Genomic DNA, 22957 nt, shown 5'->3' with positions numbered 1-22957 from the left:
GCGTCCGCCATCCGGCCGGCGGAGTCGTTGCCGTACCGGCGATTGCGGGTATATGCCCCTCGGTGTCGACAAAGCGACACTTTCTGTGTCGAACCGGCTTGGGAGGCGCGATGAACGAGGAGCCGCCGGTCCTGCTTCCGTACTCCGACCCGGCCTTCCTGGCGGACCCCTTCCCGCTCTACCGGCGGCTGCGCGAGGAGGGCCCGGTCCGGCGCGCGGTGATCGCCGGCGGACTGGACGCCTGGCTGGTCACGCGCTACGACGACGGACTCGCCGCCCTGTCCGACCCGAGGCTGAGCAGCGATGTCCGGGACGCCGCGGACCCGCGCCTCACCGGACAGCTGCCCCGGTTCGAACGCGAGTCGATGATGAGCAGCATGCTGCGCTCCGACCCGCCCGACCACACCCGGCTGCGCCGCCTGGTCTCGAAGGCGTTCACCGCGCGCCGGGTCGCCGGGTTGCGGCCCCGCGTCCAGGAGATCGCCGACGGGCTGCTCGACAAGGTGGCGCCGGCCGGCCGGGCCGACCTCGTGGCGGACTTCGCGCTGCCCCTGCCGGTCACCGTCATCGGCGAACTGCTCGGCGTACCGGTGGACGAACGGGACGACTTCCAGCGGTGGACCGACGCCATGCTCGTCCGCGACGAGCACCTGCCCGACCCGGCCGTCGTCGACCAGGCGTGGCGACGGATGCACGCCTACCTGACGGAACACCTGGAGGCCAAGCGCGCCCGGCCCGGCGACGATCTCCTCAGCGCGCTGATCAGCGCCCACGACGAGGAACGGCGGCTGAGCGACGACGAACTCCTCGCCATGACCTTCCTGCTGCTGGTGGCCGGGTACATCACGACGGTCAACCTGATCGGCGGCGGCATCGCCGCGCTGCTCGCCCACCCGGAGCAGCTCTCCCTGCTGCGGGAGCGCCCGGAACTGCTGCCCGACGCGATCGAGGAGTTCCTGCGCTACGACGGACCGGTCAGTCCCGGCATCGCCCGGTTCGCCCGCGAAGACGTCGAGATCGCGGGCGTGACCATCCCGCGCGGGGCGACCGTGCTGGTCGCGTCCGCGATCGCCGACCGCGACCCGGCACGGTTCACCGACCCCGACACCCTGGACGTCACCCGGGGCGACAACGGGCATCTGGCCTTCGGGCACGGCATCCACTACTGCCTGGGCGCACCGCTCGCCCGGCTGGAGGGCCGGATCGCCATCGGGACGGTGCTGCGGCGCCTCCCGGACCTGGCCCTCGCGGTGCCGCCGGCCGCACTGACCCGACGGCCCGGCGCCCTGCGCGGTCCCGCGCGCCTGCCCGTCACGTTCACCCCCGGCGGCCGGCCGGCCTGACGGCTGGGCGCCCGACCGGCCGGGGCCGACGGCTGGGCGCCCGACCGGCCGGCCTGACGGCTCGGCGCCCGACTGGCCGGGGCTGTCCGCTCGGCGCCCGGCCGGTCCGCGCGGACCGCTCGGCGTCCGGCTGCTCCGGGCTGTCTGGGGGTGCCTGGCCGCTTCGGGCTGCCTGGGGGCGCTCGGCTGCTCTGGGCTGTCCGGCGGTGTTCGGCCGCTTCGGTCTGTCTGGGGGCGTCTGGCCGCTCCGGGCAGTCCGGGGGCGCTCGGCTGCTTCGAGCTGACGTTTGGCGTCTGGCCGCGCCGGGCTGTCCGGCGGTGCCCGGCCGCTCGGTCTGTCCGGGGGCGCCTAACCGCTCCGGGCTGACCGTTCGGCGCCCGGCCCGCTTCAATCTGCCCGAGGGCGGGGACGCCCTCGGCTGCCCGTGCCGGCACAAGACCGGTGACATTGCCGGTCCGGTCCTGTCGTGTGGCACCGACAGTGGCACTGCCAACCCCACTGGCATCCCCACTGGCGACCCCCGTCGACCGGCGCGTTCCCGCGTGTCCCGCGTCCGCACGGGCGGCTCGCCGCGACAGAGAGGACGACTCGTCGTGCAGCACCCGCGCACCAGCACCAGCACGAGTACCGGCACCACGGCCCCGGCGCCGTCCCACCCCTCGGGTCCGGCTCGGCCGGCCCGCCGCCGTACCGGCCGGCTCGCGGCCCTCGCCGCCGCGGTCACCGCCGTCGTCGGCCTGACCACGCTCGGCGGGCCGGCGGCCCACGGCGCGGACAACCCCTACGAGCGAGGCCCGGCGCCCACCGAATCGAGCATCGAGGCGGCCCGCGGTCCCTACAGCGTCGCGGAGACCACCGTCTCCCGGCTCGCCGTCACCGGCTTCGGCGGAGGCACCATCTACTACCCGACCAGCACCGCCGACGGCACCTTCGGCGCCGTGGCCGTCTCACCCGGCTACACCGGCACCCAGTCCAGCATCTCCTGGCTCGGGCCCCGCCTGGCGTCCCAGGGGTTCGTCGTCTTCACCATCGACACGCTCACCACCCTCGACCAGCCCGACTCCCGGGGGAACCAGCTCCTCGCCGCGCTCGACTACCTCACGCAGAGCAGCTCCGTCCGCAGCCGTATCGACTCCAGCCGCCTCGGCGTCATGGGCCACTCGATGGGCGGCGGCGGCAGCCTGGAGGCGGCCAAGACCCGGCCCTCGCTCCAGGCGGCGATCCCGATGACCCCGTGGAACCTCGACAAGACCTGGCCCGAGATCAAGACCCCCACCCTGATCTTCGGCGCCGACGGTGACACGGTCGCCCCGGTCGCCACCCACGCCGAGCCCTTCTACACCACGCTCCCCGCCTCGCTCGACCGGGCGTACCTGGAGCTGAACGGCGCCACCCACTTCACGCCCAACACCTCGAACACGACGATCGCGAAGTACAGCGTCTCCTGGCTGAAGCGGTTCATCGACGACGACACCCGCTACGAGCAGTTCCTGTGCCCGCTGCCGCGGCCGGGCCTGACCATCGAGGAGTACCGGGGCAACTGCCCGCACACCTCCTGACCGGCTGTCCGTACCCGTCCGTCCGGGACCCGGCGGGCACCGGCGCCGTGCCGCGGGGCCCGGACGTATGGCTTCCGCACTTCCCTACGGGTCAGTAAGGTCTCGGGAATGAGCGGACAGACGGCTGCGGGATTCGCCGTACCGCGGTGCCGGCCGGGTCTGGTCACGGCCCTGCTGGAGCGGCTCGGCGGTGGCGGGGCGTGCGTCGTGACCGGCGAGCCCGGGAGCGGCCGTTCCACCCTCCTGGCCCTGACCGCCCGCGCGTTCGGCACCGGACGCGTGGTAACGGTGCCAGGCGCCCGCGGGTCCGGGGCCGGCCCGGTGGTGACGGTGCCGGGCGCCCGCGGGTCCGGGGCCGGCCCGGTGGTGACGGTGCCGGATGTCCACGGTTCCGGTGCCGGGTCCGTGGTGACCGTGTCCACCCGGTCCGACCAGTCCGACCCCCGGTCCGACCGGTTCCGGCAGCCGCTGGCCGGGCTGAGGGCCCTGTGCCGGGCGGCCGGGGTGCCGACAGCCGTCGCCGCCGGCCCGGTGCGCCGGCTCATCGGCGCCCTGGAGGCGAGCGCCGCGCCCGGTACCGTCCTCCTCTGCGTCGACGACGCCGACCTGTGGGACACCGCCTCCCGGGCCGTCCTCGGCCGGCTGGCCGCGTGCCTGTCCTCGGGAGGCGGGATCGCCCTGCTGCTCACCGTCGCCGGACACCGGCCGGTGGACCCGGAGTTCGTCGGCCTGCCGCTGCTGCGCCTCGCCCCGCTGTCCACGGCCGACGCCGCCGCCCTGCTGGACGCCGCCGCGCCCGTGCCGCTCGACCCCTGGGTGCGCGAGGAGATCTCGGCCGCCGCGGAAGGCAACCCGGGCCTCCTCCTCGGGGTGCTCCAGCGCCTGACGCCGGCTCAGCTCGGCGGCGCCGCACCGCTGCCGCGCCCGCTGGCCGACGCCGGCACGCTGACCGCGCTGGCGGGCCGCCATCTGACCGGGCTGCCGCCGCTGCACCGGGACATGCTGCTCGTGACCGCGGCGGCCGTCCACGTCTCGGGCGAACCGGCCGCCGACGCCGAGGCCGTACACCGCGCGACGGCACGACTCGCCGGAGCCGCACCGGACACCGCGCTGCCGCCGACCCCGCCCGTCGAGGAGCGGCCGGGCCGCGACGAACGGCCGGTACCACTCGCCGGACGCGCACCGGACCATGACCCGCTCCCGGCCCCGCGCACCGGGGGCGTGCCGAGCGGTGAGCGTCTCCCGGCTCCGCGCGCGGAGCGCCCCGCAGACACCGGTCCGCCGCCCGCCCCGCCCGCCCCGCGCGCCGGGCGCACCCCGGATCGTGGTCCTCTCCGTGATCCCCGGCCGGCCCCGCCCGCCGGCACCGCCCGGCCCGCACTCCGCGTCGCCCCCGACGGGTCCGGCGCCGGTGACGGCGTGCCGCGGCCGGGGCTCGTCGCGCTGCCGGAGGCGCTCTTCGCCGCCGAGGGCCGGGTCGGTTTCCGCAGCGCGGTGCTGTGCCGGGCGGTGTACGCCGGTGCGCCGGCCGAGCGGCGCCGGGCCGCCCACGCGGCGCTGGCCCGCGTGCTGCCCGCCGGACCCGGTCCCCTCGCGCTGCTGCACCGCTCCTGGACCCGCACCGCTCCCGCCCCGGCGCTCGCGGCCGGGCTCGCGGACAGTGCGGCGGACCCGGCGTCGACGGCCCCGCCCGCGCTGCGCTGCACGGCCCTGACCCGGGCCGCCGAACTCGCCTCGGACGGCGCCGACCGGGTCCGCTGGCACACGGCCGCCGCCGAGCAGGCCCTCCTGGCCGGCCGGTCCGCCCAGGCACTGCGGCTGCTCGACACGGACCGCGGCCGGCCGGTGCCCGCGGCGGTGCGCGCGCGTGCCGAACTGCTGCGCGGGACGGTACTGCGCTGGGACGGCCCGGTCGACGACGCCCGCGAAACCCTGCTGCTCGCCGGGGCGCTGTCCGCTCCGTACGACACCGAGCGGTCCGCGGCTGCCGCCCTGGCCGCCGCGGACGCCGCCTGGTCGGCCGGCGACGTGGAGGCGTGCCTGCGCGCCCTGGCACAGGGCCGCTCGTGGGCCGGGGTCCACCGGGGGCGGGAGACGGCCGGCGCGAGCCCGGCGGACCGGGCGCCCGAGGTCCCGCTCCCGTCCGCCGCCCCGGCCGCCCGGGACAGCGGTGTCCTTTCGGCCCTGCGCGACCACTGCGCGGGCATGCGCGCGGTCCTGCACGGCCGGTTCGACCGGGCCGGGGCCCCGCTGCGGCGGGTCGTGGACCGCGCGTGGACGACGGACGACCCCGAGGAACTGCTGCGTGCGGCCTCGGCAGCCCTGCTGCTCGGCGACATCGCCGCCGCCCGCCGGGCCGGTGCCCGCGCGCTCGCGGTGGCCCGTACGCACGGGTCGGCGCTGCACGAGGCGCGCGCCCTGGAGTACCTGGCCTACGGCGAACTGCGGGCCGGCCGGCACGCGTCGGCCCGCGCGCACGCCGAGGAGGGCCTGCGCAGCGCCTACCGGACCGGGCAGCGCAACACGGCCGCCCACCACCACGCCGTACTGGCGCTGGCGGCGTCGATCGCCGGCGAGGCGCACACCGTGGCCGACCACGCGACGGCGGCGATGACCATCGCGCGCCGGCACGGACTGGCCCAGGCCGCCGCGCTGGCCCAGTGGGCGATGGCCCGCGCCGATCTGGGCCACGGCCGGCCCCGGGAGGCCGCCGAGCGGCTCGCACCGCTGGTGCGGCCCGGCTCCGGACCGGGCCACTTCGCCGTCTGGATGCTCGCCGTACCGTGTTACGTGGAGGCGTGCGCGCTCGCCCGGCAGCCGGAGGGCGCCGGGGACGCGGTGGAGGACTTCGCGGCGTGGGCCGCGTGCGACGCCGACCCGCAGGCCGCCGCCCAACTGCTGCGCTGCCGCGCCCTGCTGGCCGCACCCGAGGATGCCGACCCGCTGTACCGGCAGGCGCTGCGGCGGCACGGGGAGACCGCCGGCGACTTCGAACGGGCGCGCACGGAGCTGCTGTACGGCAAGTGGCTGCGCCGACGCCGGCGGCTGCGCGAGGCGCGGAGCCAACTGCGGGCCGCGCTGCTGGACTTCGAGCGCTGCGGTGCCGGGCCGTGGGCGCAGCAGGCGGCGGCGGAACTCCGGGCGAACGGGGTCACCGGGGCCGGGGCGGACGGCGTGCTGGGCGGGGCCGGAACGGGAGCGGCCGGGGGCGGGGACGCGGTCCTCCCGGACGAGCTGGCCCGGCTGACCCCGCAGCAGTTGCGCATCGCCCGCCGCGTCGCCCAGGGACTCACCAACCGGGAGGTGGCCCTGAGCCTGTCGGTGAGCACCCGCACCGTCGACTACCACCTGCGCAAGGTCTTCGCCGCCCTCGGTGTCCGCTCCCGGGTGGAACTGGCGCGCCTGGTGGAGCAGGCGGCGAAGACCGTCGTGGAGCCGCGACCGCCGTCGCGGCACACGTCGTTCCTGTCGGGGCTCGTCGAGTGACCGCACGGCCGCGCCGTCGGCCGGGAGGCCGGCATGCGGGAGGGGAGACCGGTGGTCCGGTCTCCCCTCCCGCATGGTCCGCGGTCTCCCGTCACGGCGCTCAGCTCAGGCGCAGCGCCTCGCGCAGGGTGGTGAACAGGTCGGTCTGGTTGGTGACGCCGAGCACCCGGTAGGCCAGCGGGCCCTGGGCGGCGATGCGGACCTCCGTGCCGGTGTGCTCCTGGGACTGGCCCGGCGTGTTGGTCGAGTAGTTGACCTTCAGCTGCTGGCCCTCGTTGGTGACCAGGGTGGAGGACAGGCCGGGCGGCGTGGCCTCCAGCGGGACGATCTGGCTGGTGTGGCCGTGGTCGGCGGTGGTGACGACGAGCGTGTCCGGGTGCTTGGCCGCGTAGGCGCGGGCGACCCGCACCGCGCGGTCGAAGGCGGCGGTCTCGCCGATCTGCCCGCACGGGTCCGCGGCGTGGTCCTGCTTGTCGATGGAGGCGCCCTCGATCTGCAGGAAGAAGCCCTTCTTGGAGTGCTTGCGCTGCTGCTTGGCCTCCAGGAGCTGGATCGCCTTGGTGGCGGAGTCCGCCAGGGCCGGCGTGGCGGACGGCCGGTTCGGGTTGGAGGTGACGCAGCGCTGCGGGGCGGTGCCGCCGACGGCGGCCGGCTTGCCGGTCCACTCGACCGGCACGTTGCCGCCGGCGAACAGGCCGAGGACCGGCTTGCCCGGCTTGGCGGCCTTCATCGAGGCGTTGTCGGTGACGACCTGGTAACCCAGCTTCTTCGCCTGCTCGGTGACGGTGAGACCCTTGTACGCGCCGTGGGTGACCTTCTGGTCGAAGCGCTGCCTGCCGCCGCCGAAGAGGACGTCGACCTTGTGGTTGACGGACTGCTCGGCGATCGAGCCCGGGCCGCCCGCCGCGATCGTGTCGGCGGGGCACTTGGCCATGTCGGCCGGACCCTGGCAGGAACGGTCGGTGACGTGGGAGGCGAGCACGGCCGGGGTGGCGTCGGTCAGCTCGGCGGTGGTCACGCTGCCGGTGGCGTAGCCGTTCTTCTGCGCCAGCTCCAGGATCGTCCGCACGGCCTTGTCGGAGCCGGGCGTCTTGGAGATGCGGCCGTTGACCGTCTTCACACCGGTCGCCCAGCCGGAACCGCTCGCGGCGGAGTCGGTGACGTAGTCCGGTGTGCCGTCCGCGTGCACGGCGTACGTCGTGTACGCACCGGTCAGCGGGAACTTGTCCATGTTCAGGCGGCCGTTGGCGCCGACCGTGTAGTCACGGGCCAGCGTGATCTCCGAGTCCCCCATGCCGTCACCGATCAGCAGGATGACGTTCTTCGCCTTGCCGCCCTGGATGGCGTCCTCGGCCTGCTGCCTGGTGTCGGTCGCGCCGGCGCCCGTCGTGACGGCGGCGACGGCGGCCGTGGAGGCCAGCAGCGCGGTGGCCAGGGTGAGGTGACGGCGGGACGGTCTGTGCATGGAAACGACTCCTTGAAACATCCCGGACGGGATGAACGGCTTGCGACGGGCATCAGCCCACCACCCGTCCGTGAACCACTCGCAAACCCCGGGTGCGGCGCGAGTGGCTGGCGCGTGGCACCCGGGAAGGCGGCCGACGCTCGCTGCCGCACCCCGGCGCCACCGGCCGGCTCACGGCCCGGCGGCGCGGCGGACCCGAGCCGGCGCCCCGGCCGCACGCCCTGCCCGGGCTGACCCGGCGGAAACGGGACATCCCGGCCCTCATCGGCGAGGGCCTCACACCGTCGCCAGGGCGGCGGCACCCGGCTGGTCTGGCCCGCGCCCCTGACCACGCAGCTCCCGGCGGGCCCGCGCTCACCCGGCCGGCGTATCGCACGCGGCCGGGCGGCCGTACCCCGCCGGGCCGCGGGCCGTTTGGCCGGGCCGGGCGCCGTGGGATCGGTCATGGTGGACATGCAGGGCGACGGCCGACGGCCCGAGGAGTGAGGAACCATGGCCGAACACGCAGCACCGGGACAGCAGCCGCCGGCGGACGGCGGGCCCCCGCAGGGCGACCTCGGGCGCCGCATCGAACGGCGCCGCCGCGAGCTGGGCCTCAGCGTGGCGGAACTGGCGTTCCGGGCGGCCATGGCACCGACCTACATCGAGCACCTGGAGAAACACAGCACCGCCGTACCGGAGGCCGGCACCCTGCTCCGGCTGGCCGGGGCGCTGCGGACCAGTCCCACGGAGCTGGGCGGCGGCAACGTCGACCTGCCGCCGGGCATCGGGCAGGCCGCCCGCACGCCCCGCTTCACCGAACTGGGCGAGGACGAGTGCCGCCGGCTGCTGTCGGCCCACGGCGTCGGCAGGATCGCGGTGTCCACCGACGCGGCCCCGGTCGTCGTACCCGTCAACTACACCGTCATCGACGACGCCGTCGTCCTGCGGACGGAACGGGGGACGGCCGCGCTGCACGGACTGGGCCGCGAGGTGGCCTTCGAGGTCGACCGGGTGGACGACGCGCTCAGCCAGGGCTGGAGCGTGGTGGTGCGCGGCCGCGCCGAGGCCGTGACCGATCCCGAGGCCGTACGCCGACTCGCCGAGCGGGCCTACAGCGCGCCGTGGGCCGGCGGGGAGCGCGAGGTCTGGGTCCGCATCCCCCTGACCGCGCTGACCGGCCGCCGCATCGAGACCTGGTGAGCCGCCCGGCGCCTCGGTCCCGCGGGACCGAGGCGCCGGCTCATCCTCGCTCAGTCGACCCGCAGCGGGATCGCACGCAGGCCGCGCACCGCACCCGGCCGGCGCTCCATCTCCGCCGCCGGGACGGCCAGCCGCAGACGGGGGTAGCGGCGCAGCGCGGTGGCCAGCACGATCTCCACCTCCAGGGAGGCGAGGCGGGCCCCCACGCAGTAGTGCAGTCCGTGACCGAAGCCCAGCGAACGGGCCGTGAACGACCGACCGATGTCGAACGTCGCCGGGTCCGGCCAGTGCTCGGGGTCGCGGTTGGCGGAGGCCGTGCTGACGATGACGTAGGAACCCTTGGGGATGGTCGTGCCCCCGATCTCGACGTCTTCCAGGGCGTAGCGGCTCAGTCCCGGCGTGACCGGACCGTCGTACCGCATGGTCTCCTCGATCACGGCCGGGATCAGGCCGGAGTCCGCCCGTACGGCGGCGAGTTGGTCCGGGTGCTGCAACAGCGCGACCAGGGCGTTGCCGATCAGCTGCGCGGAGGGTTCGTAGCCGCCGAAGAGGACGATCCCGACCATGCTGACCAGTTCGTCCTCCGTCAGGCGTTCGCCGTCGGCCTCGGCGGCGAGGAGGTCGCTGATGAGGTCGGCCCGCGGCGTGGCACGGCGGGCGTCGATCAGTTCGCGTACGTAGGCGTCGAACGCGTCGAGGGCCGCGACCACGCGCAGCGCGGCCTCGTCGTCGGCGATATGGCCGCCGACCACGGAGGCGGCGGTGCGGAACAGCGCGGTGTCGGTGGCCGGGACGCCCAGCAGCTCGCAGATCACCGTGATGGGGAGCCGGTTCGCCACCGTCTCGACCAGGTCGAACTCGGGCGCGTCCCCCAGCGCGTCGAACAGCTCGTCCGTGCTGCGCTGGATGCGGTCGCGCAGCCCCTCGACGCGCTTGGCGCTGAACCCCCGGACGATGAGCTTGCGCAGGCGGTCGTGGTCCGGCGGGTCGAGGTTGGCCATCGCGCGGCCGAGGAGCTGCGTGGTGCGCAGGCTGACCTGGGCGCGCGGCGGCAGCGGCTCGGGCGGCAGGCTCTGCTGGAGACCGCGCCCGAGCTCGTTGCTCAGCCGGAGGTCCTCCAGGGCGCGAAGCACGTCGTCGTGGCGTGTGACCAGCCAGCGTTCGGCGCCGTTGGGCAGCGTGACCAGGTGCACCGGGCCTTCGGTCCGCAGCCGGTCGAGGGCGGGGAAGGGGTCCTGGACGAAGTCGGGCCCGAGGGTGTGGTCGGTGGCGGAAGCGGCTGCCAGGTGCGGGCAGCAGCGCTGGGCGAGCGAGGTCATCGGCATCCTTCGTTGGTCGTCCGTCAGGCGTCGGGTGCGTCCGGGCGCGGGGGCCGCCGGTCCTGGCCGGGGCCGGGTGGTACGGGAACGGGCGGGCCGGTGCCGCCGGGCGTATCCGCCGCCGTCCCCCGCCGTCCCCCGCGGGCGCCCAGGACGAAGCACACGGCGGCCAGGACCTGGCAGAGGGCCAGCAGGGCGAACACGGTGTGCAGCGGCAGGCTCTCCGCCGCCACTCCGCTGGCGACCAGACCGACGCTCCCGCCGGTCAGCCCGAACGCGGCGATCAGGGTGAGCGCCGTCGACCGCAGCGGAGCCGGGATGCGCGCGGTGCGCACGGCCGCGATCGGCCCGTTGGACAGGCCGTTGAGCAGCCCGGCGACGCACAGGACGGCGGCCAGTCCGAGCGCGTTCAGCGGCAGCAGCAGGGCGAAGAAGGCCGCGGTCTGGCCGAGCCTGCCGAGGACCGACAGCCGCGTCGGGGACAGGCGGCGCAGCGCCCGTCCGACGAGCAGGGTGCCGCTGAGCGCTCCGCCGCCGAAGGCGCCGAGCAGCAGACCGGCCAGGCTCGCCGAGCCGCCGTACTGCTCGCGGGCGAGGACCGGCAGCAGGACGAACAGGGCCTGCCACGCCGTCTCGGTCAGGACCTGTCCGACGGTCCAGCAGCCCAGCAGCCGGTCGCGGCGCAGCACGCGCACCGCGGCCCCGGTGTTCCGGCCGGCGGTGCGGACCGGCGGGGCGAGGCCGCGCGGGATGCGGGAACCGAGGATCAGCGCGGAGGCCAGATAGGTCCCGGCGTCCAGGAGCAGCACGGTCGGCGCACCGAGCCAGCTCACGAGCAGCCCGGAGACGGGCGGCGCGATCAGGATGGCGAGGCGGGTCGCGCCCTGGAGGCCGGCGTTGGCCCGGCTGAGCAGTTTCTCGTCCTCACCGGCGAGGAACGGCAGCAGCGCCTGCTGACTGGCGGTGTACGGGGCGAAGAAGGAGCCGATGGCGAACAGCAGGAGCATGACCACGGGCAGCGGCAGCACCCCGGCCTGGTGCAGCAGCGGCACCAGCGCCACCAGCAGGGCACGGCTGTAGTCGGACGCCACCAGCACCCGGCGCGGGCCGAGGCGCCCGCTCAGCGGAGCACCCAGCACACCGAAGAGGGCGACGGCGATCATCTGGGCCGCCATCACCACCCCCATGTCCGCCGCCGAACCCGTGCTCTCCAGGACGAACCAGGGCATGGCCACGGCACTGAGCTGCGAGCCGCTCATGGAGAGCACCTCGGCGACCAGCACCGTGCGGAGCACGCCGCGCGATGCGCTGCCGGACGGTGCGGACATCAGCCGTCACTTCCCCGGCCGCCCCGGCCGCGCGAGCCCCGCTCCGCCAGCGCCCGGCGCGCCCGCGCCGCCCGGTCGCGGAGCCCGTCGGCGGGTGCGGCGGGCTGTGCCGCGGAAGCCGTGAGGAACCGCGCCAGAGCGGCCACCGTGGTGTGCTCGTAGAGCGCGGTCAGGGTCAGGGCGGCGAACCCGCGCCCGGTGAGCGAGGTGTGCAGCCGGGTGAGCAGCAGGGAGTTGCCTCCCAGGTCGAAGAAGTTGTCGTGCACGCCGATCTCGTCGCGGCCCAGGACCTCGGCCCAGGCGGCCGTGATCCGCCGTTCCGTGTCGTCCCGCGGGGCGGTCCGTTCGGCGGCCACCGGCAGGTCCTCCCGGCGCGGCCGCGGCAGCCGCGCGGTGTCGACCTTCCCGCTGGCGTTCAGGGGCAGCCGGTCCAGCCACACGTACGCCTCGGGGACCAGGTGGGCGGGCAGCCGGGACCGCAGGTCGTCCAGCAGTTCGGCGCGGCCGGGCCGCTGCCCGGCCGGTGCCGCCGCGACGAGGTAGGCGACCAGCTCGGGCGTGCGGCCCGGGTCGCCGTGCACGAGGGCGGAGGACACCGCGGGGTGCCGCAGCAGCGCCGCCTCGATCTCGCCCGGTTCGATCCGGTGCCCCCGGACCTTCAGCTGCCGGTCCGCCCGGCCCAGGTACTCGACGGTGCCGTCCGGCAGCCACCGGCCCCGGTCGCCGGTGCGGTAGACCGGGCCGGCGGGGCCGTGGAAGCGCTCCGCCGTCAGCTCCGGCCGCCGCCAGTAGCCGGCCGCGACGCCCGCGCCCCGCAGGACGATCTCGCCGGGCACCCCGGCGGCGCAGCGCCGCCCCGCCGGGTCCAGGATCTCGGCCCGGGTTCCGGCGATGGGCCGCCCGATGGTGTTCAGCGGCCCGGTGGCACCGCTGGAGAGGTCGTGCGTGAGCGCGATCACGGTCGACTCGGTGGGACCGTAGGCGTTGCGTATCCGGTACGGCGTGCCGGCCGGAGGCGTCCTCGTCAGGGCGGCGGCACCCACGATGAGCTGGCGCAGCCTCGGCAGTGCCGCCCCGGACGCCCACAGTGCCTCCGCGAGCGGGGTGGCGAGCAGGACGACGGAGACCCGCCGCCGGGTGAGCCAGTCCGCCAGGTCGTCGGAGGCCGGTGCTCCCTCGTGGGGGACGACGCAGCCGCCGGAGGCGAGGGCCGACCACACATCCCACTGGGTGGCGTCGAAGGCGACTCCCAGGAGCTGCCCGGTCCGGTCCTCGGGTCCCAGGCCGAACGACTCCCGGCCCCACGAGACGAGCTGGGCCAGGCCGCGGTGGCGGACGACGACGCCCTTCGGCCTGCCCGTCGTACCGGAGGTGTAGACGATGTACGCCGCCGCCTGCGCCGAGGCCAGGTGCGGGCCGACGGCGTCCGTCCCCGTCGCCGGCAGGTCCTCTCCCGGCCGGTCCTCTCCCGGCCGGCCGGCCACGGCACCCGGCACGTCCAGGACCGGGAGGCCGGCCGCGGCGGGGTGCGCCACGCCGGAGGGACCGTCGGCGATCACGGCGCACGCGCCCAGGTCGTCGAGCAGCTCGCCCACCCGGGCCGCCGGGGCGTCCGGGTCCAGAGGGCAGAAGGCGGCGCCCGCGTACCAGGCGGCGAGCATCGCGACGACGAGGTCCTCGCCCCGGCGCAGCAGCAGGGCCACCACCGGGTCGTCGGCCGGGCACAGCGGCCGCAGGCGCGCGGCGAGGGCCAGGGCGCGCCGGTGCAGTCCGGCGTAGGTGAGGACGCCGCGCGCGGTGTCCACGGCCGGGGCGTCGGGCGTCTCGCGGATCCAGCGGCCGAGCAGTTCCGGGACGGTGGTTTCCGGGCCGGCCTCGCCGCCGTTCCCCCAGGCGTCCAGGCGGGCGAGTTCCGCGGCGTCGTCCGCCACCAGGTCGAGGGTGTCGAGGCGGCTGCCCAGGGACTCCGGGAGCCGGGCCAGCAGCCGCCCGAACAGCGCCGCCAGCTGGGCGACGTCGGCCCGGTGGGCCTGGTCGCCGCGGTAGGAGAAGGCCGCCTCCAGGGTGTCACCGGAGACCGTCAGCACCACGGTCAGGCCGAACTTGGCCCGGTAGCCGGCGTCCTGCGCGGACAGCGGCAGCCTGACCAGCGTGCTCCCGCCCAGCGCGGGCGGCTCGGCGGGGGCGGTCTCCAGGCTCAGGGTCACCCCGGCGTACGGGACGTGGCCGGGCCGGCGCGGCGGGTTCAGCCGCTCCACCACCTTCTCGAAGGGGATGCCGCTGTGCTGGTACGCCTCCAGGACTTCGTCGCGCAGGCCGACGAGCAGGTCCCGCAGCGTCGCGTCGGCGGCGGGGCGCGAGCGCAGCGCCACCGTGTTGAGGCACGGCCCGATCAGCCCCGCGAAGCGCGGGTCGTCGCGCTGCGCGAGCGGGGCGCCGAAGACGACGTCGTCCCGGCCGGTCCAGCGGTGCAGAACGGCGGCCAGCGCCGTCGCCGCGAGCTGGTACAGGGTGCAGACCTGCTCCTGCTGGACGCGGCGCAGCCGGGCGGCCAGGCCCGCGGGCAGGGGAACGGTCACGGTGCCGTTGCCCTCCGGGTCCGGTCCGCAGGGCGAGAGGTCCAGGTGGGCGGGCGCCCCGGCGAGGTGGTCGGTCCAGTACGCCAGCTCGGCGGCCCGCTGCCCGGGATCGCCGCCGTCCTGCGCGGCGACGAAGTCCCGGTACTGCGTGCGGCCGTCGCTTCTGCCGGGCACCGCCGGGTCCGGGCCGTGCCCGGGCGCCGGGCCGCCGCCGGACGCCTCCGCGTAGCAGTCGGCCAGCTCCCGCAGGAAGATCCGGGCGGACTCGCCGTCCCACACCAGGTGGTGCAGGCGGACGAAGAGCACCTGCCCCCGGGAACCGCCCGTCTCCAGCAGCGCGGCGGACAGCAGCCGGCCCGACGCCGGGTCGAACGGTTCGTCGGCGGCCCGGCCGAGCCACGCGTGCAGCGCGTCCTTGGGAGAGTCCTCCCCGCGCAGGTCGACCTGGTCCACCCGGGGGCTCCAGGGCGCGCCGATCCGCTGCCGCAGGGTGCCGTCCCGCTCCTCGAACCGGGTACGCAGGATCTCGAACCGTGCCACCAGCAGCGCGAGGGCCCGCCGCAGGATGTCCGCGTCGAGCGGCGGGCCGGCCACCCGCCAGGCCAGCGGCACGTTGTACGTGGCGGCGGCGTCCATCCGCTCCGCGAGCCAGATCCGCTGCTGGAACGCCGAGGCCGGGACCACCACCTCCTCGTCCGGCTCCGGGGCGCCGGACGGGCGGCCCTGGGTGGTGTGGTCGGGGACCGTCATGGCAACTGCTCCTTCGTCGAGTACGTGTCGGCCCGGCGGGTGCCGCCGCTCCCTCTCAGAGCAGGTCCTCGAAGAGCGGGTGGGGCCCGGTGGCCGAGAGCCAGCCCGTGCTCTGCCCGGCGTAGTCGGCGCCCTCCTCGTCGGAGGCGGCGTCCCGGAGCTGACGCAGGTGCCCGGCCACGCGGTGCCGGGCCGCCTCGCAGTACAGGTCGGCCAGGTGCTGGCCGTCCTCGGCCGCCGGCGCGGCGGTCCGGGTCATGCCGGAGGCGCGGGCCAGGACGACCGCCATGGTGAACAGTTCGGCGGAGATCCGGGAGAGCAGGACCAGCACGCGCTGGCGGGCGGCGAGCGCGGACCGGTCCGGATGGCGGCGGGCCAGCTCCCGGCAGGTCAGCCCGAACCGGTGGGTCTCCTCGGCGACCGCCGCGAGATGGGCGCGGTTGCGGTCGGTCAGGTCGGCGTCCAGGAGGCTCGTGTCCGGCGCGGCCGGGGCCTGGGGTTCGTCGGGCTCCGGGTAGTAGTACGACAGGATGTTGCGGCCCGCGAGCCAGTAGTCGATCAGGAAGTCCACGCCGCCGGAGATCCGCATGTTCCGCACGTCGCGGACGGCCTGTTCCACCGGCAGCGCCGGTGCCCCGCGGCGCTTCTTGCTCGCCGCCGTCTCGTAACCCTCCGCCGCCAGCAGGGAGAGGGTACGGTCGGCCACGCGGCCGGCGACGACGGAGGCGATGTTCTTCGCGACGTTCTGCTCGAAGGCCGTGTTGCGGCCCAGGTCCTGGTCCTCGTTGAGCAGGGCGGCGCGGGCGACGCTCTCCACGGCGAAGGTCTCCGCGAGCGTGTCGGCGAGCCGGCGCTGGATCTCCTCGTACTCCCCGAGCGGGCGCCCGTCCACGGCCCGGCGGTTGACGAACTCCCGTGACCACCGGCAGCACAGCTTCGCCACGGCCAGCGACGGCGCCACGATCATGTGCAGCCGTCCCCGGGTGACGAGCCGGGAGACGGCGGGGGTCAGGCGGGCCTGCCCGTTCCCCTCCTCCAGGAGCCGGTGCTCGGCGGGTACCCGCACCTTGTCCAGGGTGATCCAGCCGTTGGGGAAGCCGCGGATGCCGGAGAACTCGTGCCACTGCCCGCGCGAGAACCCCGGGGTGTCGGCCTCCACGAAGAAGACCTGGTTGGTGACGGTGCCGTTCTCCCGGACGGTCGCGGTCACGCTGAACAGGGTGCCGAGGGGCGCGTGCCCCACGAAGATCTTGTGACCGTCGAGCACGTACGCCGACCCGCCGTCGACCGGCACGGCGGTGGTGGCCCGGTGCTGGTTGGCGGCGCCGCCGGGCTCGGTGTCCGCGGTGCCGGACAGGCCGCCCAGCTTCTGGTGGCGGTGCAGCAGGTCCTTCAGCGGCCCGTCCGCCACCACCGGCCAGAAGGCGGGCGTGCCGACCGAGTTCTCGATGCCCATCACCAGGGCGACCGGGAAGCAGTGGCTCGCGGCGGCCTGTACGACCCGGAACACGTTGAAGTGCGACAGGCCCAGGCCGCCGAGCGACGGGTCGAGCTGCAGGCTCAGATAGCCCCGGGACCGCAACAGCGGGTACAGGCTCTCGGGCAGCCGTCCCGAGGCCTCCACCTCGGCCGGGTCGACGTGTTCGCGCAGGAAGGCACCGAGGCCGGCGACGGCCTGGTCCCCGGCCGCGCGGTCGGCCGCGTCCTGTTCGGCGAACGGGTGGACCAGATCCCAGCGGAAGCGGCCCTGGTACAGCTCCTCCAGGAAGCTGGGGCGGTCGGGGTCGGAGGAGAAGTTGCGCGGCTGGGCGGGACGTTGCTGCACCATGGGCAAGCCAATCGGGGTGGGGGCGGGGAGTACGTCAGCGGCCGGAGGCCGGCGGCGCCAGGGCCTCGTCGATCGCGGCGGCGAGCGCGGGTACGTGCCGGCTGCCCAGGATGCTGTGGTGGTCGCCCGGCAGGGGGCGCACGGTCACCCCGGCGCCGTACAGCGGGGCGAGGCGCCGGCCCAGCCGCGTACGCCGGTCCTGGTCGGTGCCGGCCTTCAGCAGCAGCAGCGGTGCGCGGACCGGCCGGGGACGGTGGCGCAGCATGGCCCTGATGCTGGTGTTGTGCAGCCGTACGTAGTCCGGCACACCGGCGGTGAAGCGCAGCCCGGCCAGCTCCCGCACCCGGGGCAGCTCGCCCTCGGGCCGGTCCGGCACCAGGCGCCGGGCGCGGGGGCCGCGGAACCGGGCCTCCCACTGCAGGCCCAGGCTGGGCACCAGCCAGTGCGGCAGGGCGCCGACCGGCAGGCCGCCGGTGGCGGGCAGGAAGCCGTCGATGCCCACAAGGAGCTCCACCGACTCGCCCATCGTCTCCAGCAGGCGGGTCATCTCGTGGGCGACCATCGCTCCGTACGACCAGCCGCCCAGCAGGTACGGCCCGGTGCGCTGCACCTGCCGCAACACGGTGACGTGGTGCGCGGCGATGTCCTCCAGGCGGGCCAGCGGACGGCGGTGGTCGTCGAGGCCGGGCGCGTCCAGGCCGTAGACCGGCCGGCTGCCGTCGAGATGGCCGGCGAGCTGCCGGTAGCAGAGGGAGCTGCCGGTGGCCGGTGCCACCAGGAACAGCGGGCGGCCCGAGTCGGCCGCGCGGAGCAGCGTGAGGTGGTCGGGCAGGTGGGCGGGCGCGGCGTTGGCAGGCGCCGCCGGTGCCGTGGTGCCGGGGGCGCGGTGCCGTTCCGCGGCGGGGACGAACTGCCGGACGGTGCTGACCAGCGCGGCGAAGGTGAGGTCGTGCGGCAGCGACGTGACGGGCACGTCGTGTCCCAGCCGGTGGCCGATCAGTCCGCTGAGCTGCACGAGCATCAGCGAGTCTCCGCCGAGCCGGTGGAAGTCGGCGTCGTCGCCCGCCGTCGGGGTGCCCAGCACCTCGCACCACAGGGCGGCCAGGTCCGCGGTGAGACCGTCCGTGCCGGCCGTGCCGGCTGTGCTGTCCGCACCTGCCGCACCTGCCGCACCTGCCGCACCGGACGTGCCGACCGTGCCGTCCACGCCGGACGCGCCAGCCGTGCCGGACGGTCCGGCCGGGGTCTGCGCGGCCGGCGTGACCTGTGCGGCCGGTGCCGGCGCCGGTGCCGTGAGCCCGGCGTCCGCGGCCGGGGCCGTCGGCTCCGCCTCGGGTGCGGGCGGGCCGTCCGGCAGCCGCAGGCGCCCGGGCGGCGGGTCCAGGGCGAGCAGACGCGCCAGCCGGCCGGGGTCGACGCGGGGCACCTCCAGATGCCCCCAGGCGGGGCTGTCCGGGGAGGGATCCAGACCGCGGCGCAGCCGCTCGCCCTCCCAGGAGTCGGGGTCCTCGGTGACCACCCAGGCGGGGGCGCGGCCGGACCGCCGCTCGCGCACCTCCCGCCACCGGTCCGCGGCGGCATGGCCGGTGGCCGGCAGGTAGATCAACCCGCCGTCACCCGACGCCTGTTCGGGGCCGGGGCCGGCCGCGAAGACCACCAGGTGGTCACTGGTGAGGCTGGCGTCCACCGCCTTGACGTCGGTGAATCCGGCGTCGTCGATCGCGCGCAGCCAGGTGGGCGCGTCGAGGTGGATGGAGTCGGTGCGCAGCTCGTCACCGAAGTCCCACCAGCCCGGCGCCAGACCCCACATGACATGGGACCAGCGGGCGATCTCCGTGACCTCGACCAGACCCAGCCGGCCGCCGGGCCGCAGCAGCCCGGCGAGCCGGCGCAGCGCGGTGGGAACCGACTCGGCCACGTGGACGACGTTGTACCCGAGCACCAAGTCGTAACTGCCGAGCACCAGTTGCTGCTCGACCGGGTCCGTGCCGATGTCATAGGTGGAGAACCGCAGGTCGGTCAGACCGAGTTCGGCCGCGCGCGCCTCGGCACGCCGGACGATCAGCGGACTGACGTCGGTGATGTGGTACTCGATGTTCCGCCGGCCGGGCCACTCGGTCAGCAGGGGCCAGGTCAGCCGGCCGGCTCCCGCGCCGATCTCCAGGACGCGCACCGTGCGGCCGGTCTCCTCGGCTCCGGCGGTCGCGGTGCGCACGACATCGCGCAGGGCCTCCAGCGCGGCGGCGCAGTCGTCCAGCGGAATCCGGTTGTCACGCAGGCAGTCGTCGAGGAAGCCGGTGTCGGCGTCGGGGTAGAGCACCGAGACGGGGGTGCGGCGACCGGCGAAGACGTCGGGGTAGGCGGCGGTGACATGGCGCAGCATCCGCTTCAGGCCCGGGAGTTCGTCCAGCCCGGAGCCGACGGCCAGCGCCGCGGCCAGCGAGGCGGTGAGGGTGCCGGCGGCCTGCCAGTGGTCGCCGTCCCGCGACAGCCAGCCCTCCTGCTCCAGTACGCGCAGGCAGAAGTCGGTCAGTGCGGGCAGGCGCCGGTCGGGATCGATGCGCCGGCGCAGCTCCTCGTCTGCCATCCGCCGGCCGTCCGTGAGGCCGGTCATCGCCACGATCTGCTGTCCGGTCAGCCCGGCGCAGTACAGATCCAGTGTCCGGCTCAGCTCGGTCCGCCGGGTGAGCGGTGTGGTCCGGCTGGTCCAGGCCACACCGTCCGCGGCGGCGTGCACCGGTGCGGCGAGATCGGGCAGCGGCGCGGCCTCGGCGTACTCCCGTACCGGCAGGCCCTGTCCGGCCAGGTCGGCGGCCAGCGCGGCGGCGCGCGGGTGGCCGTCGCCGACCACGGTCCAGGCCGGGGGCGCGCCGTCCGCCGCGGCGGCGGAGAGCGGCACGGGCCGCGGTGCGAGATCCCACCAGGCTCCGCCGCGCCAGGCGTGCGCGCCGGCCTCGGGGCCGGGCAGCCGGGGCGGTGCGGCCCCGTCGCCGAGGTCGAGCAGGGCGACGGGCTGTCCGGTCCGGGAGTGGTGCGCGGCCCAGGCGCCCCAGTCGGGGGCGGCGGCCGCCGGGGCGCTGGTCAGCACGTCGGTCAGTCCGCGGCCCGCGACGAACAGGGGGGCGCCGAGCCGCCCGGCGGTCTCGGCCGCTTCGGCGAGCACCGGGGCGACGCCCGGCGCGTCCGGGCCGGACAGCGCTTCCCGCTCCGGCGGGACGGCGATCACCAGGGGGCGCCGCCCGGCCCGGACCGCGAAGCCGCCGGCCGCCGCCGCGAGGGCACCGGGCCGCCAGGCGACCGCGGTGACGTCATGACCGGACAGGGCAGGGCCGAGCCCGGCGGAGTCTCCGGCCAGCAGCACCTCGTAGGCGTCGGGACGGGTGGCGGAGGCCTGCGTCCACACCGGGGTGACGGCCTGCGGAGTGCCGTGCGAGGCGGACGGGGCCGCGGCCGGCGGGGCCGTCGGCGGACGGAGCGGTGCCGCGGGCGGGGCCGGCACGGCGGTACGGGCCAGCGGGTGGGGCGGCAGGGAGCAGATCCGTCCGGCGCGCACGGGCGCCAGGGACTCCCAGTCCACGTCCACCCCTTCCTCCCACAGCCGCGCGAGACCGCCGAGCAGGGTCCTGCGCTCGTCGGACGGGGAGCGGCCCAGGAGCGGGACGGCGACGAGGTCCGCCGACCGGCGGACCGCCTCCCGGGTCAGCGAGTCCCCGGGACCCAGCTCCACCAGGACGGGCGCGCCGCCCTCGGCGAGCGTGCGCATCCCGAGGTCCAGCCGGATGGTGCCGGTGAGCTGCCGGGCCCAGTAGTCGGGGTCCTGCGCCTGCCCGGGGGCCGTCCGCTCGCCGGTGAGCCCGGAGATCCACGTCCCGTGCGGTGTCTTCCCCGGCACGTCGGCCACGGCCTTGCGCAGGTCCTCGGCGGCGGTCGCCATCAGCGGGGAGTGGAAGGCGTGCGCGGTCGGAAGGAGCCGGCTCGCGGTGCCGGCGGCCTGCCGGCCCGCGGCGAACGCCTCGATCCGCTCCGCAGGGCCGGACACGACGACGTAACCGGACCCCACCGTGGCGAGCGACAGGCTGTCGTCCAGCAGCGGCGCCACCTCGTCGAGCGGTGCGCGCACCACGAGCATCCGGCCGGGCGGCGCGTGGTGCATCGCGCTCGCCCGCGCGTGGACGAGGTCCAGGGCGTCCTGCCAGTCCCAGCCGCCGGCGACCGTGGCGGCGACGTACTCGCCGACGCTGTGACCCAGCGAGGACTCCGGGGTGACGCCCCAGGCGGACAGCTGCCGGGCCAGCGCGTAGCCGTACACGAACAGGCCGAGCTGCTGGTGGCGGGTGTCGAGGAACCAGTCGGGGGAGGTGCCGGGGTCCAGCGCCGGTGCCAGGTCGATGTCGTGGCGGGCGCGGACGTGGTCCCGGCAGGTCTCGAAGACCTCGCGGAAGACCGGGAGCAGTGCGTGGGCGGCCTGTCCGTGACCGGCTTGCAGGGCACCCTGCCCGGGGAAGAGGAAGGCCACCCGGGGGGTTTCCGCGGCCTGGGTGGTCCGGTCGCCGCCCCGCAGCAGCGCGGCGGCCTCGGCGGCGGTCCCGGCGACGACCGACAGGCGGTACGGGAAGCGGCGGCGCGCGGCCAGGGTCCGTGCCGCGTCCGCCGGCCGGGGCGCGTCGGCCGCGCTGAACCGGTCGGCCAGCCGGGTGCGCAGCGTGTGCAGCGCCTCGGGCGTGGCGGCGGACAGGCAGAGCGCGTGTGCCCCGTCGGTCTCCCCGGGGTCGCCCGGCTCGGTGCGGGGCGGTTCCTCCAGGACGAGGTGGGCGTTGGTGCCGCCGATGCCGAAGGAGCTGACGCCGGCGAGCCGGGCGCCGGTCTGCTCCCAGGGGCGGTACTCGGTGCTGACCCGGAACGGTGACGCGTCGAGGTCCAGGGCCGGGTTGGGGCGGGAGAAGTGCGGGGTCGGGACGAAGACGCGGTGGTGCAGCATGAGCGAGGTCTTGATCAGGCCGGCGATGCCCGCCGCGGCGCCCGCGTGGCCGATGTTGGCCTTCACGGTGCCGAGCAGGCAGGGACCGGTCCGGGAGCCCTCGCTCTCGGCGGCGAACGCCGCGGTCAGCGCGGCCGCCTCGACCGGGTCCCCGACGGGTGTGCCGGTGCCGTGCGCCTCCACGTAGCCGATCTCGTCGGAGGAGACGCCCGCCCGGGCCAGCGCCATCCTGATCACGTCCCGCTGCCCCGCCACCGAGGGCGCCGTGTAACCGACCTTCTCCCGGCCGTCGTTGTTCACCGCCGATCCCCGGATCACCGCGATGATCCGGTCGCCGTTCTCCAGCGCGTCGGTGAGACGTTTCAGCACGACGACGCCGACCCCGCCGCTGTTGACGGTGCCCGAGGCGTCGGCATCGAAGGCGCGGCAGCGGCCGTCCGCGGAGAGGATCGACCCCTCCTGGTGGAGGTGGCCGCCGACCTGCGGCAGGTGGAGCGCGGCGGCCCCGGCGAGAGCCACGTCGCACTCGTGGCCGAGCAGCGCCTGGCACGCCTGGTGGACCGCCACCAGCCCGGTCGAGCAGGCGGTCTGCACAGTGATCGCCGGGCCGCGCAGGTCGAGTTTGTAAGCGGCCCGGGTGGCCAGGAAGTCCTTCTCCCGCCCGATCAGACGCTGAGTGGCCGTGGCGGTGTCGACGCGGCCCGCCGGCGCCGCGGGCGTGTGGTCACCGCCCGCGAACAGGGCGGTCCACTTCCCCGACCGGTCGGGGTCGATGCCCGCGTCGTCCAGGGCCTGTGCGGCGCACTCCAGGAAAACGCGGTGCTGCGGGTCCATCGTCGCCGCCTCGGCGGCGCTGTATCCGAAGAACTCCCGGTCGAAGAGTTCACCGTCGGGCACCACTCCGCGCGCCGGAACGAACCGGGGATCCGTGACGAGCGCGGCGTCGATTCCGGCCGCGTCGAGTGCGGGCCGGTCGAAGCGGCTGATGCTGTCGATGCCCGCGCAGAGGTTTCTCCAGTACTCCTCGAAATGGTGAGCACCGGGGAATCGGCAACTCAACCCGACTATGGCGACAGAGTTCTCCTGCGTCATCGGATCTCCGTAAGCTATGCGGCGTACCTGTTCGTCGCGCCCGCGCG

At 75.9% G+C, this 22957-nt stretch carries 10 protein-coding genes; 4 read left to right on the top strand and 6 right to left on the bottom strand.

Going from position 1 to position 22957, the window contains the following annotated elements; genetic code table 11:
- Nucleotides 1-110: 110 nt before the first annotated feature.
- The 3 genes from ACH4OA_RS14595 (at nt 111) to ACH4OA_RS14585 (ending at nt 6389) form a co-directional block, all read left to right on the top strand.
- Nucleotides 111-1343 (top strand): cytochrome P450, encoded by a 1233-nt coding sequence (locus tag ACH4OA_RS14595; RefSeq protein WP_397936051.1) that lies wholly within the window; start codon nt 111-113, stop codon nt 1341-1343.
- A gap of 594 nt (nt 1344-1937) precedes the next feature.
- Nucleotides 1938-2903: a dienelactone hydrolase family protein gene (locus ACH4OA_RS14590; RefSeq protein WP_397969245.1), complete on the top strand. Its 966-nt coding sequence runs from the start codon at nt 1938-1940 to the stop codon at nt 2901-2903.
- A 108-nt stretch (nt 2904-3011) separates the two neighbouring features.
- The gene (locus tag ACH4OA_RS14585; RefSeq protein WP_397969244.1) at nt 3012-6389 is read left to right on the top strand and encodes a LuxR C-terminal-related transcriptional regulator; all 3378 of its coding nucleotides are present in this window, start codon (nt 3012-3014) and stop codon (nt 6387-6389) included.
- A 100-nt stretch (nt 6390-6489) separates the two neighbouring features.
- Here the strand turns inward: ACH4OA_RS14585 and ACH4OA_RS14580 are convergent, their stop codons facing one another.
- Nucleotides 6490-7854: an alkaline phosphatase gene (locus ACH4OA_RS14580; protein ID WP_397936046.1), complete on the bottom strand. Its 1365-nt coding sequence runs from the start codon at nt 7852-7854 to the stop codon at nt 6490-6492.
- Nucleotides 7855-8346: 492 nt separating this feature from the next.
- On the opposite strand from ACH4OA_RS14580, the gene ACH4OA_RS14575 reads away from it, so the two are divergent.
- A complete protein-coding gene (locus ACH4OA_RS14575; protein WP_397936045.1) occupies nt 8347-9036 on the top strand; it encodes a helix-turn-helix domain-containing protein in 690 nt (229 codons plus the stop codon).
- Nucleotides 9037-9086: 50 nt separating this feature from the next.
- Here the strand turns inward: ACH4OA_RS14575 and ACH4OA_RS14570 are convergent, their stop codons facing one another.
- The 5 genes from ACH4OA_RS14570 to ACH4OA_RS14550 are packed head-to-tail and all read right to left on the bottom strand — an operon-like array spanning nt 9087 to nt 22910.
- Complete coding sequence (locus ACH4OA_RS14570; RefSeq protein ID WP_397936044.1) at nt 9087-10355, bottom strand: cytochrome P450; 1269 nt, start codon at nt 10353-10355, stop codon at nt 9087-9089.
- A 23-nt stretch (nt 10356-10378) separates the two neighbouring features.
- Entirely contained in the window at nt 10379-11683 is a 1305-nt protein-coding gene (locus ACH4OA_RS14565) for an MFS transporter (RefSeq protein WP_397936043.1), read from the bottom strand.
- Nucleotides 11683-15012 carry an amino acid adenylation domain-containing protein gene (locus tag ACH4OA_RS14560; protein WP_397969243.1) on the bottom strand — a complete coding sequence of 1110 codons (3330 nt, stop codon included), beginning with the start codon at nt 15010-15012 and terminating at the stop codon, nt 11683-11685. The genes ACH4OA_RS14565 and ACH4OA_RS14560 overlap by 1 nt, the downstream gene beginning before the upstream one ends.
- 55 nt (nt 15013-15067) lie before the next feature.
- Nucleotides 15068-16840 carry an acyl-CoA dehydrogenase family protein gene (locus ACH4OA_RS14555; RefSeq protein WP_397969241.1) on the bottom strand — a complete coding sequence of 591 codons (1773 nt, stop codon included), beginning with the start codon at nt 16838-16840 and terminating at the stop codon, nt 15068-15070.
- A gap of 34 nt (nt 16841-16874) precedes the next feature.
- Nucleotides 16875-22910, bottom strand: a complete 6036-nt coding sequence (locus ACH4OA_RS14550) for a type I polyketide synthase (protein ID WP_397969240.1) — start codon at nt 22908-22910, stop codon at nt 16875-16877.
- Nucleotides 22911-22957: the final 47 nt, after the last annotated feature.

Origin of the sequence: Streptomyces sp. NPDC017095 (genome assembly GCF_044332325.1) — a bacterium.
In the GTDB taxonomy this organism is placed as follows: domain Bacteria; phylum Actinomycetota; class Actinomycetes; order Streptomycetales; family Streptomycetaceae; genus Streptomyces.
The sequence above is the reverse complement of the archived record's forward strand: the minus strand, read 5'-3'. Positions and strand labels throughout refer to the sequence as shown.